The following is an 11,728-nucleotide window of genomic DNA, read 5'->3' on the forward strand; positions in this document are numbered from 1 at the left end:
AGGGCGTGCAATGCGCGTGACGGTGGACGAGAACCTGTGTGAGGCCAACGGCTTCTGCGAATCGATCGCCGCGGACATATTCGAGCTGGGCGACGCCGACGTGGTGCAGATCGCGGACGGCCCGGTGCCGCCCGACCGGGAGATCGACGTTCGCGCCGCGGTGGACCAGTGCCCCAAGGCCGCGCTGCGGCTGATCGAGTGACCTACCGGCGCTCGGTGAGCGATATCGCCATCTCGTCGTAGATGGACATGTTGGTGAGCAGATTCGGATGGGCCACCGTGGCCGGGCCGAGCGCGATGTCGTCGCAGCGCAGCAGCAGCTCGTCGAACACGGCGCGCAACTCCGCGCGCGCCAGCATGGCGCCCAGGCAGTGATGCGGCCCGCCGCCTCCGAACGCCACCTGCGGGTTGGGTTGGCGCCCGATGTCGAAGGTGAACGGCGAGTCGAACACCTCCTCGTCCCGGTTCGCCGAGCGCAGCATCGACACCACCCGGTCGCCCTTCGCGATGTGCTGGCCGTCGATCTCGACGTCGACCTTCGCGGTCCGCGTCCAGTACGCCACCGGTGACGCCCAACGCAACACCTCCTCGATGGCGCTGGGCCGCAACGCTTCCTGCTCGCGGTAACGCTGGATCTGGTCCGGGTTCTCGACGAATACCTGCAGGCCGGTCGCCAACGCGTTCTTGGTCGTGTCGCTGCCGGCGAAGGCCAGCACGAAGAAGAAGAACTCGAGCTCGTTGGCGGGCAGGCTGAATTGCTCGCCGTCGTCACCGGTGATCGCCGCGGTCGCCAGCGTGCTCCAGATGTCGTCGGTCGGGTTGGCCCGCTTGTCCGCGGTGAGCTGCATCGCGTAGCCGAAGATGGTGGCGTACAGGTCGGTATAGTCCTGCCGGCTCGGCCGTGGCCCGGGAGCGTTGGCCTTCAGGATGAGGTCCAGGCAGTCGAAGATGCGCGGGCGGTCGGCTTCCGGGATGCCGATGATGTCGCCGATGACCGTCATCGGCAGGGCGTCGGCGACGTCCTCGATCCAGTCGCCGCCGCCCTTTTCGAGCAGGCGGTCGATCATCCGTGCCGCGCGCGCCCGGATGCCGGCCTCGAGCTTGGCCACCGCGCGCGGGTTGAACGCGCCAGCGATGAGCTTGCGGCGCTTGTTCAGTGCGGGCGGGTCCATGTTGATGATCGTCGGGTACGACGCGAACATCCCGACGGGCTGGATCAGCGGGCCATCGACCGCGCTGAACGCGTCGGCGTCGCGGTGCAGCCGCACCGAGTGCCGGTGTTTCGTGGTCACCCAGAACTCGCGCTGGACGATCTGGGCGACCCCGGGGGTCAGCTCGTGGCGGAAGATCGGGCTGGTGCGGCGCAACTCGGCGAACAGATCGTCGGGAAAGCCGTTGCGCCACAAGGCGAAATCGGATAAGTCCACAGCCGCAGCCGTCATCTCCAAACCCCGTTCCGTGGCGACGACGACCACCTCCGGCGGCGCCGCGTTGACGTTCAATGCTTAAGATAGTAAAAATAGACTTGATCGTCGAACCCCGCGGGAGTGCTCGTGACGGATACAAGCTCGAAATCGGCGTCGGATTCCACCGAAGATCCCTCGGAACGAGAGTTCGGTCAGGGCGGCATCGCGCTGTCGACCTACCGGTTCCCGACGGGCTGGTTCATCGTCGCCTTCGCGTCCGACCTGGCCGCTGGTCAGGTCAAGCGCGCGCACTACTTCGGCGAGGAGCTGGTGCTGTTCCGCACCGAGTCCGGCCGGGTCCATGTCATGGACGCGTACTGCCAGCACCTCGGCGCCAACCTGGGCGTCGGCGGCACCGTCGAGGGCGACAACATCGTCTGCCCCTGGCACGGCTGGCGCTGGCGTGGCGATGGCACCAACGCGCTGATCCCGTACAGCAAGATCGGCTGCAAGAACAATGTCCGCATCCGCACCTACCCGAGCGTGGAGTGGTACGGGTTCATCCTGGCGTGGCACGAGCGGCACGGGCGCGCGCCGTACTGGCAGCCGCCGGTGCTGCCCGAGCTGGAGACCGACGAGTACTACCCGCTGCACCCGCACACCCAGATGCTGAACCGGGTCAAGGTGCACCCGCAGATGATCATCGAGAACGCCGCCGACCCGTACCACGTTCAATACGTGCACAAGGCCGCCAGCCCCGCCACCACCGCGTCGTTCGAGGTGTCCGGTTACCATCTGCACGCCACCGTCAACGCCCATTTCGGCGGCGGCCGCGCCTCGACGTGGTTGACCCCCAACGGGCCGGTCGACGCCAAGATCATCTACGACAACTACTCGCTGGGCCTCGGGCTGGTTCGTTTCCCGAGCGAGCTGGTGGCCACCGTCCAGGTCACCGGGCAGACGCCCGTCGACGAGGACTACACCGACTACTTCTACACGCAGGCCTCCGTCCGCGAGCCCGGCGACAGCGGCGACGTGCCCACCGGCCGTGCCGCCAAATTCCTGGCGCTGCAGCAAGAAGTCATCAAACAGGACTTCTTCACGTGGGAGAACATGAAATACCTCGAGAGACCGAATCTGGCCCCCGAGGAGGCGCACGACTATGCCGCGCTGCGCCGGTGGGCGCACCGCTTCTACCCCGGCCCGCAGCCATCGCCCACCGATTTCGGCTACACCGCCGACGGTGAGCCCGACCCGGCGGCGTCCCAGGCCTGATGAAGGCCTAATGCCACGGCCCTCCGACTTCGGCGTCGACAGCTTCACCGTGCCGGCCGTGCTCGATCGGCGCGCCGAGCAGCACCCCGACCGGGTGATGATGTCGATCGCGGGCACCGACGTGACTTTCGAGCAGATGCGGCGACGGTCCCGCGCGGCGGCCACCGTGCTGGCGGGCCTGGGCGTCGGGCGCGGCGACTGCGTGGCGCTGTTCACCGGCACCTGCCCGGACTGGGTCTACTTCTGGCTCGGCGCGGCGCGCATCGGCGCGGTGAGCGCCGCGGTGAATGCCGCCAACAAGGGCGACTTCCTGCTGCACACGCTGCGGTTGTCGCGCGCCAAGGTGATCCTCACCGACCCCGAGCGACGGTCCCGCGTCGACGAGATCGCCGCCCAGCTGGACACCGTGACCGACGTTGTGGTGCAGGGCGATTCGCTCACCGCGACGCTGTGCGGCGGCACGGAGGACCCGGTGGCCGACAGCCCCGCGGGGCCGGCGGAGGTGGGGGTGCTGTTCTACACGTCGGGCACCACCGGGCCGTCGAAGGCGGTCGCCACGACGTGGCATTACCTGTTCTCGGTGGCCGCGACGGCCTCCTCGGCGTGGCGGTTCGGAGCGGGGGAGGTGTTGTGGACGGCGATGCCGCTCTTTCACCTGAGCGCGGCCCCCAGTGTGCTGGCGCCGATGCTGGTGGGCGGAACCACCGTGCTGGCGAAGGCCTTTCACCCCGGCCAGGTGTGGGACGACATACGCGCCCACGGCGCTATCGGTTTCGCCGGGGCCGGCGCGATGGTGTCGATGTTGCAGAACCTGCCCCCGGATCCCCGTGACGCGCAACTGCCGCTGCGGTTCATCTCCGCCGCCCCCATCGCCGCCGACTCCTACCGCGACATCGAAAGGCGGTACGGCTGCCGGATCGTCACGATGTACGGGATGACCGAGGCCTTCCCGATCGCCGTCAAGGGCGTCGCCGACGAGGGGGTGCCGGGAACGTCGGGGCGGCCGAACCCCGATTTCGACGTCCGCATCGTCGACGAGCACGGCGACCCGCTGCCGGCGGGCACCGTCGGGGAGATCGCCTGCCGGCCCAAGCGCCCGCATGTGATGAGCGAAGGCTATGTGGGCCAGGGCTTTCGGATAGAACCGCACCCGGAGTGGTTCCGCACCGGCGATCTGGGCCGGTTCGATGACGATCACAACCTGACCTACGTGGACCGCATCAAAGACTCGCTGCGCAGGCGCGGCGAGAACGTCTCCTCGGTCGAAGTGGAGACCGTGGTGACGGGTCACCCCGCGGTGGCCGAGGCCGCGGCGGTCGGGGTCCCCAGCGAGTTGGGCGAGGATGACATCCTGCTGATCGCGACGCTGCGGCCCGGCGCCACGCTGGATTGCGCGGAGCTGCTCGACTTCTGCGCGGCCCGGATGCCGTACTTCTGCGTGCCGCGATACGTCGAGGTGGTTAACGAACTGCCCAGGAACATCATTGGGCGGATACGCAAGGACCTGTTGCGCGCCCGCGGCTTGAGTCCGGACGCGTGGGATCGTGAGAAAGCGGGGTATATCGTTGGCCGGTAAATCGCCCGAGAGGGGCCGCGGAGCACAATGACCATGAGCTATCAGGAACAGCAACTGCTGCACGCCGCCACGGGCCGCGCCGCCATCCTGGATCTGACGGCCCGCCACAACAGGGCCTATTCCGAGGGCGATCGCGACCGCTGGATCGCCACGTTCCGCCACTCCGGGGCCAGCTACACCCGCGACGGCGAGCTGTTCACGGACCTGCGGGCGGGCTTCGACGGCGGCGGCGGGCAGCGGTTGGTCGCCGTCGATCACGAGATCCACGTGGATGGCGTCAACGCGGACCAGCGCTGCGTCGCCCTGCTTTTCGCCACCGCGGATGGCGACACCAGGCTGCGGGCGACGGGGGTCTACCGCGACACGCTGGTCTATGAGCGTGGCGGCTGGTACTTCACTTCCCGTGTGCTCGAATGGGATTCGGTACCCAGCCGGCATACCCTCGTGACGTGAGCTACCAGCTGGCCTTCGGTACCTACGAAGACGCGCTGCGCCTGGTCGGCGCGAAGAGTGAACCACGCGTCGCGGCGACACCGGTCAGCGGGGCGCGCATCCAGTTGTTCGCCGCGATGGTGCGCGACGGGAATCGCTCGTATTGGGACGTCGAGTTCGCGCGGGAGAAGTGGGGCGGCCTGCTGGCCCCGCCGGGGCTGCTGATGGGATGGCTGATCCCGCCGCCGTGGCAACCCAGCGGCGAGCGGCCGGCCGGGTCCATCCTGCTGCGGGTGCCGTTGCCGGGCACCACGTTCATCAACGCCGCCAACGACGTCGAGTTCCTCCAACCCATCGTCGAGGGGGATCTGCTCACCGCAATCGAGGAGCTGGTATCGGTGTCGCCGGAGAAGCGGACCCGGCTGGGGGTCGGCCACTTCGTCGAGACGCTGGAGACCTATCGCCGCCAGGACGGCGCCGTCGTCGCCACATGCCGAAATACCTTGTTCCGCTTCACCCCCGAGGGCGCACCGTGACGGGCCCGGAGCTGAATTGGAACGAGCTCACCGTGCCCGTCGAGCTGCCCGAGGTGGTCGACGACATCACCTACCAGCGGGTGGTGGAAAACGCCGGCGCAACCTGGGACTACTTCCCCGGCCACTTCGATCCCACCTATGCCCAGAGCCAGGGCAACCCGACGATCTACGTCAACACCATGCACCTCGCCGGATTTGCCGACCGCGTCGCAACCGACTGGGCGGGCCCTGGCAGCCGCGTGGTGCGGCGTTCGATGCGGCTGGTCGGCTCGGTGTACGCGGGCGACACGATGATCGGCCGCGGGCGCGCGGTGGCCAAGCGGCGGGACATGTCGGTGGACCCGCCGCGCTGCCTCGTTGACCTCGAAATCCAGGTGACCAATCAGCATGGGGCGCTGTGCTGTCCGGTCGAGCTCACGCTGCAGGTGCCCGATGGATGACGTGGCCGAACTGCACCTGGCGGTGTGCAGACGGTTCGGCGAGGCCGTCGCAGCGGCAAGTGGCAAGTGGGATCGTCGCTCCCCGTGCGACGAGTGGGATGCCCGCGCAGTGCTGGAGCACGTGATCGGGTTTCACGACGTACTTGTCTTGCGTCCGTCGGGTTTCAAGCCCGACCGGCCACGCGAGGATCCGCAGGCGCGATGGGAGCTGACCTATGAAGCACTGGCGAAGGCTTTAGAGGAGACGGCGCCGGATCTGATTCCGAAGCTCACCCGCGATGTTCTGGTACACACCTGGGACCTCGCGCGCGCCGTCGGCGCCGACGATCGGCTCGGTACCGCCTGGTGTGAGCTGTTCTACGCCGACCTGCCGGCCGATCCTCAGGCGCTGAGTTCGTCGGGAATGTTCGGCGTCCCGCTCGCTGTGCCCGCCGAAAGCGACGTGCAGGCAAGGCTTCTCGCGCGGTTGGGCCGCGATCCGTCCTGGCGGCCGTCTTTCGCGTAGGGGGCGCGTCCGCCACATCAGTCACACGCGTCCCGGCGCGGCTTGGCACAACACCGTCTCAAACTCGCTATCGCATGCGATATCAAGTTTCAAGTCGCAACATGCCCGCCGCGCGGGTACGCGAGTGACGGCTGTGACCAAAAGCGTCCGCGTCATAGTGGCGGCAGCTTGCCGCTGCACACCAATGTCTGAAGCTCGACGTACTCGTGCAGACCCTCCGGGCCGAACTCGCGGCCGATGCCCGACTGCTTGAAGCCCCCGAACGGGGCGCCGATGTCGAGCGTGTACATGTTGATGCCGTAGGTGCCGGTGCGGACACCGGCCGCGATCTCCAGGCCGTGCGCGATGTCGGACGTCCACACCGAACCGGCCAGCCCGTAGTCGCTTTCGTTGGCGATCCTGATCGCGTCGTCCTCGTCCCGGTAACGCAACACGGTCAGCACCGGACCGAAAATCTCCTCCCGGGCGATGCGCATCTCGTTGGTGGCGTCGGCGAACAGCGTCGGCCGCACGTACCAGCCGCGCCCGGACGGACCGTCTTGTGCGGTATTGAGGCCGCCGACGACGACGCGGGCGCCCTCGCTGCGGCCGGACTTGATGTACTCCTGGACCCGGTGTTGCTGCCGTTGCGCGACAAGGGGTCCCACGTCGGTCGCCTCGTCGGCGGGGTCGCCGACAGTCAGGCCCGCCATCATCGCGGCAAGCGCGTCGACCACCTCGTCGTGGCGCCGTTCGCTGACCAGGATGCGCGTCTGGGCCACACAGGCCTGCCCGTTGTTCATCAGGCCGGCGGTCTTCAAACCGGCGACCGTCTTGTCGATGTCGGCGTCGTCGAGGACGATCGCCGCCGACTTGCCGCCCAGTTCCAGGCTGAAGCGTTTCAGCTGCTCGCCGCACAGGGCGGCGATGCGGCGCCCGACGGCGCTCGAGCCCGTGAACGCCACCTTGTCCACGCCGCGGTGGCGCACCAGCGCCTCCCCGACGTCGGTGCCGCCGGGAAGCACCGACACCACCCCTTCGGGCAGGTCGAGCTGCTCGATCATCTCCGCCAACCACAAGGCGTCCAAAGGGGTTTCGGGCGCGGGCTTGACGATGACCGCGCAGCCCGCGATCAGGGCCGGGATCAGCTTGGGCATGATCAAGAACTGCGGCACGTTCCACGGCACTATTGCCGCGACCACCCCGACCGGGGCCCGGCGCAGGTGGACCTCGCCGAGCACGCCCTGGCGGCGTTCGGCCCACGGGAACTTGCGCGCGTCGGCCAGGGCGAGGTGCATCATCGACGCCGCGGCCGCCGCCTGGCCCAGCCGGCTGAAGCTGCGCGGCGATCCCATCTCGTCGGTGATCAGATCGGCCATCTCGTCGATGTGGCCGCCGTAGATCGCGGCGAGCTGTTCGACCTTCGCCATTCGATCGGCATGGCTCAGGCGGGGCCACGGGCCGTGGTCGAAGGCCCGTCGCGCGGCGGCGACGGCGGCGTCGACGTCCTCGGGCCCGGCCGCCTGGACGTGGCCAACGGGGTCCTCGGAGTGCGGGGAGATGACGGTGAGCCGTTGGGGGTTGGCGGGCTTGCGCCACTGCCCTCCGATGAACAGTTCGTCGTAGATGCGATGGCCGGAATCTGCTGTCATCGGAGCGCTTCCTCGAGACCTTTGCTATTGACGCTAACATAGCCAAAAAAGCAGGATTGCGTGTCATGACCGGCGATTGGCGCAACTACCCGTTTCAGTTGGTGCCCGGCGACAGCCAGCTCGATTTCCCGGCCGCCGAGGGCGAACACCCCGACCAGGAATCGGACACCTGGTTCATCGCCGGCCAACTCGACGCCACCGGCAGCGACCGGTCGTTCGCGTTCCTGACCATCTTCAACAAGAACCGGCCCGGTGGGACGGTGGTCGCGGACTTCTACACGATGGCGCTGTTCGACCTGGACACCGGCGACTACGGCACCTACACGGACTACGACATGCCACCGGCCAACATGGAACCCGGGGCGCAACGCAAGCTGGCCATGGGGCTGGGCCATCTCGACCTCGGCTACCGCAGCAGCGCGGGCACCGCTTCGTGGACCGCCTGCCGGGGCGGCGACGGGGAATTGCTGCCCTATACCTACCGCGTCAGCCTGGTGGGCGAGGACCGGTCCGGGCGGCGGATGCGGCTGGACCTGGCCGTAACCCCAACGCGTGCACCGACACCGGTGGGCGCGTCGACCTACAACGGGAAAATCGTCTGCTTCGGCCAACGCGACACGTACTCGTATTTCCAGACCGGGATGGCCATGACCGGCACCCTGCGCTGGGGGGATGTCGTCGAGCAGGTTTCGGGCAGCGGTGGGCACGTCGACCGGCAATGGTTCCCGAAGTACGCCGGCGGCGGCGGGTCCGGGGGAGACCCGCGCGCCAGGTCGCACGAATGGCGCACCATCAACCTCGACAACGGTGTGGACTTGAGCATCTGGCGGCAGTTCGACCGCACCAACGGCAATGCGCTGCAACCGTTTACGGGTGTGACGGCCTGCTACCCGGACCCCGAGATGGCGCCCAAATGCGCGGAAGACATCGAGGTCACCACCGAAAGCTACGTCCGCTGGCCGGACACGGTGCGGCCCCTGGTGCGGCCGGTGGCGTCGGCCCGCTACATGCCGGATCGTCACCGGATCAGCTGCGCCACACTGCAGCTGGACATCGTCGGAGAGCCGCTGGTGGCCGCCCCGGCGCACGGCCTGCCGATCGAATACATGGAAGGGCCGTACCGCTACCGCGGAACCCTGGCGGGCCAACCCGTGACCGGGTTTGCGTTCAACGAGCGCTCCCTGGCCCTGTACCGGGACTGGGAGCTGGCCGAGGTGCTGGCCACCGCCGTCGCCGACGAGGCCCCGGAGCTGCAGGCGCTCGCCGGGGAGGTTGTGCCGCTGGTCGCCGCCGGGCGCCGCGGTGAGGCGCTGAAGCTGCTGGGCGATGCGCACAGGCCCGAAAACCTGTCGCTCGCAACCCTTCTGGACGACCTCGTCGCGGTGCTGTCGGCCGGCTGAGTTAGCCCGCAATTGCCGTGGCCCAGCTGAGGTGGCGATGCTGCAGGCCGGGTTCGTTGCGGCCGAAAAGCAGGTGATCGCGGGCGCCGGACTCGAGGTTGGCCTGCAGCGCCTCGACCAGCCGGTAGTCCTCGTCGCGCACGGTGGCGTGCGCGTACTCGAAGACGGCCTGGGCGCCTGCGGCCACGGATTCGTCGGACAGGTCCAGCGGTGTCGAGTTCTGGTGCACGGTGATCGACCTGCCCGGCCGGTCGCCGGGGTAGATCCGGAACAGCTCGCCGTTGGCGACCGTCACCGACAGCACGATGTTGGGGAACAGCGCGTAGATCACGACCAGGTTGTGGAACGGGTCCCACCGCTCCTCGGGAACGTCGTCGAGATCCAGGATCGTGTTCAGCGGGAACACCAACCGGTGGTGGGGGCCATAGGAATCGAACGCCGTGCAGTTGCTGCGGGCGATGGTGGCGAAAGTGTCGCGGTGCACCGTCGCGAAATGGTAGTTCTCCGAGAAGGTGTCGACCGCCAGCTTCCAGTTGATCGGGGAGTCGAGCACCTTCTCGCCCAGCGGGGACCACCGCCCGATGCCCCACGAGTCGAGCTCGTCGGCCAGCGGTCCCAGGTGCGCGGCGACATCCAGCGTCGCACCGGGCTGCAGTGCCACCCAGAGAAATCCGGCATATTCGGCGGCCGGCAACTCGGTCAGGCCGTCGGACCGCAGCGCCACATCCGGGAAACCCTCGCGCCCCGGCACCGCCACCAAGCGCCCGGTGTTGTCGTACGTCCACGCGTGGTACGGGCAGGTGAACCGCTTGGCGGTGCCGCACCCGGTCACCACCTGCGACTGCCGATGCAGGCACACGTTGTCGAACGCCTTGACCGAGCCGTCCGACGTCCTGCTCAGCAACACCGCACGCCCCATCACCGTCTTCGTGCAATACGCGCCCGGCCGCGGCAGCTCCGAAACATAGCCGACCAGTTGGGGGCTGGCCATCAACAGCGCGCGGTCGCGCTCGTGGCGCTCGGTCGACGTGTAGTCGGCGGCATCCACCATGTGCACACCGGCCGCGAGATCGGTCGACTTGTCGCGCGCCAGCTTCAGGGCACGCCGGGTCAGGTCGATGAGTTGGTCGTGGTCCATCCGAACTCCGGTTGCGGTCAAGCGCTCTCGCTAACCCTACTAACTTTATAGTGACAAGAAAATAAGAGTCCGCGCCGGCCGGCGTCCGGGCTGCTGCGCCGATGCGGCACCGTGACACAGCTGTTACCGATGTGACTGGTGTTGCACCTGATGTTTCTGTCGTACCCTTTGGCATGTGTCGGTCTCGCGCCGTGACGTGCTGAAATTCGCCGCCGCGACCCCGGGTCTGTTAGGCCTGGGCATCGCGGCGGCCTCGCTGCACGCCGCTCCCGCGTCCGCGTCGCTCGGCACCCTGCTGGACTACGCCGCCGGGATCATCCCGGCCAGCGCGATCAGGGCCGCCGGGGCGGTGGGATCGATCCGGTACGTGTCCGACCGCCGGCCCGGCGGTAACTGGATGTTGGGCAAGCCGATTCAGGTCAGCGAGGCCCGCGACCTGAGCAGCAACGGGCTCAAGATCGTGTCGTGCTATCAGTACGGCAAGGGCGCCACCGCCGACTGGCTGGGCGGGGCCGGCGCGGGGATCAAGCACGCCCAGCGGGGGATGCAGCTGCACGCCGCCGCCGGCGGTCCGGCGAACGCCCCGATCTACGCGTCCATCGACGACGACCCGTCATACGACCAGTACAAGCAGCAGATCGTGCCGTATCTACGGTCCTGGGAGTCGGTGATCGGGCATCAGCGCACCGGGGTGTACGCCAACTCGAAGACCATCGACTGGGCGCTGCACGACGGGCTGGGTTCGTACTTCTGGCAGCACAACTGGGGCTCCCCGAAGGGGTTCACCCATCCGGCCGCAAGTCTGCATCAGGTCGAGATCGACAAACGCAGCGTCGGCGGGGTCGGGGTGGACATCAACCAAATCCTCAAACCCCAATTCGGTCAGTGGGTCTAGGGGCCCGCGGCGGGCGCACTCCCAGCAAACACTCGTTCGCTGATTTTTCGGCGCCGCGGACCCTGGCGGTAGCACCGGCGCGGTGCCGACGACGCCTCAGCGGCCCGATTTTTTTCACATAACGATTTGATAACAATCGTGCTTTGATCAGGGCAGTTATGCCTACTCGACCGTAACCACCTACATGCAGCGGGTTTGTTCGCCGCGCCCGCGCGGCCGCTTCGGCGGGGTGTTACCCGGGACACGGTTACCCATGCGTAGAACTCACCAGTAACCGTTCAACATGGAAAAAGGGCACCGATCCTTATGACACTCTTAGTACAGCCGATGCTGTCCGCCGCGCCGTTTGATCCTCGCGGGCGGTGCGCCGACAACGCGGCGGCAAGCCGTCCTCCGGCTGTGATTCGACGCTGAACCACGCCGCATCGACTTAGACCGAGCACGTCCGCCCCCCGGGGGGCACGACGGGCCGAGACGCAAAAGAGGCATAGGGA

12 protein-coding genes are annotated in these 11,728 nt (G+C 67.8%); 9 read left to right on the top strand and 3 right to left on the bottom strand.

Going from position 1 to position 11,728, the window contains the following annotated elements; genetic code table 11:
• Positions 1 to 10 precede the first annotated feature (10 nt).
• A complete protein-coding gene (locus tag BST11_RS06245) occupies positions 11 to 202 on the top strand; it encodes a ferredoxin (protein WP_067319334.1) in 192 nt (63 codons plus the stop codon).
• A gap of 1 nt (position 203) precedes the next feature.
• On the opposite strand, the gene BST11_RS06250 is transcribed toward BST11_RS06245, so the two are convergent.
• The gene (locus BST11_RS06250; RefSeq protein ID WP_372509702.1) at positions 204 to 1,502 is read right to left on the bottom strand and encodes a cytochrome P450; all 1,299 of its coding nucleotides are present in this window, start codon (positions 1,500 to 1,502) and stop codon (positions 204 to 206) included.
• A gap of 45 nt (positions 1,503 to 1,547) precedes the next feature.
• On the opposite strand from BST11_RS06250, the gene BST11_RS06255 reads away from it, so the two are divergent.
• Genes BST11_RS06255 through BST11_RS06280 form a run of 6 tightly spaced genes read left to right on the top strand, consistent with a single transcriptional unit; the run spans position 1,548 to position 6,170 of the window.
• Entirely contained in the window at positions 1,548 to 2,681 is a 1,134-nt protein-coding gene (locus tag BST11_RS06255) for an aromatic ring-hydroxylating oxygenase subunit alpha (protein ID WP_083137104.1), read from the top strand.
• A 10-nt stretch (positions 2,682 to 2,691) separates the two neighbouring features.
• Complete coding sequence (locus BST11_RS06260) at positions 2,692 to 4,257, top strand: AMP-binding protein (RefSeq protein WP_083137105.1); 1,566 nt, start codon at positions 2,692 to 2,694, stop codon at positions 4,255 to 4,257.
• Positions 4,258 to 4,284: 27 nt separating this feature from the next.
• Positions 4,285 to 4,710, top strand: a complete 426-nt coding sequence (locus BST11_RS06265) for a nuclear transport factor 2 family protein (RefSeq protein ID WP_083137106.1) — start codon at positions 4,285 to 4,287, stop codon at positions 4,708 to 4,710.
• Positions 4,671 to 5,225, top strand: a complete 555-nt coding sequence (locus BST11_RS06270) for a MaoC family dehydratase (RefSeq protein WP_083137169.1) — start codon at positions 4,671 to 4,673, stop codon at positions 5,223 to 5,225. The genes BST11_RS06265 and BST11_RS06270 overlap by 40 nt, the downstream gene beginning before the upstream one ends.
• Positions 5,222 to 5,665, top strand: a complete 444-nt coding sequence (locus BST11_RS06275; RefSeq protein WP_083137170.1) for a MaoC family dehydratase — start codon at positions 5,222 to 5,224, stop codon at positions 5,663 to 5,665. Before BST11_RS06270 ends, BST11_RS06275 begins: the two co-directional genes overlap by 4 nt.
• The gene (locus BST11_RS06280; RefSeq protein WP_083137107.1) at positions 5,658 to 6,170 is read left to right on the top strand and encodes a maleylpyruvate isomerase family mycothiol-dependent enzyme; all 513 of its coding nucleotides are present in this window, start codon (positions 5,658 to 5,660) and stop codon (positions 6,168 to 6,170) included. The genes BST11_RS06275 and BST11_RS06280 overlap by 8 nt, the downstream gene beginning before the upstream one ends.
• Before the next feature lie 152 nt (positions 6,171 to 6,322).
• Here the strand turns inward: BST11_RS06280 and BST11_RS06285 are convergent, their stop codons facing one another.
• Positions 6,323 to 7,801 carry an aldehyde dehydrogenase gene (locus BST11_RS06285; RefSeq protein WP_083137108.1) on the bottom strand — a complete coding sequence of 493 codons (1,479 nt, stop codon included), beginning with the start codon at positions 7,799 to 7,801 and terminating at the stop codon, positions 6,323 to 6,325.
• 65 nt (positions 7,802 to 7,866) lie between these two features.
• Here BST11_RS06285 and BST11_RS06290 point away from each other — a divergent pair, with 65 nt between their 5' ends.
• On the top strand, positions 7,867 to 9,201 hold the full coding sequence (locus BST11_RS06290) for a lipocalin-like domain-containing protein (RefSeq protein ID WP_083137109.1): 1,335 nt from the start codon (positions 7,867 to 7,869) through the stop codon (positions 9,199 to 9,201).
• A 1-nt stretch (position 9,202) separates the two neighbouring features.
• Here the strand turns inward: BST11_RS06290 and BST11_RS06295 are convergent, their stop codons facing one another.
• A complete protein-coding gene (locus BST11_RS06295) occupies positions 9,203 to 10,339 on the bottom strand; it encodes an aromatic ring-hydroxylating oxygenase subunit alpha (protein ID WP_083137110.1) in 1,137 nt (378 codons plus the stop codon).
• 175 nt (positions 10,340 to 10,514) lie between these two features.
• Here BST11_RS06295 and BST11_RS06300 point away from each other — a divergent pair, with 175 nt between their 5' ends.
• Positions 10,515 to 11,234, top strand: a complete 720-nt coding sequence (locus tag BST11_RS06300) for a DUF1906 domain-containing protein (protein WP_083137111.1) — start codon at positions 10,515 to 10,517, stop codon at positions 11,232 to 11,234.
• The last annotated feature ends 494 nt before the right edge of the window (positions 11,235 to 11,728 follow it).

The organism is Mycobacterium alsense (genome assembly GCF_002086635.1).
Taxonomy (GTDB): domain Bacteria; phylum Actinomycetota; class Actinomycetes; order Mycobacteriales; family Mycobacteriaceae; genus Mycobacterium; species Mycobacterium alsense.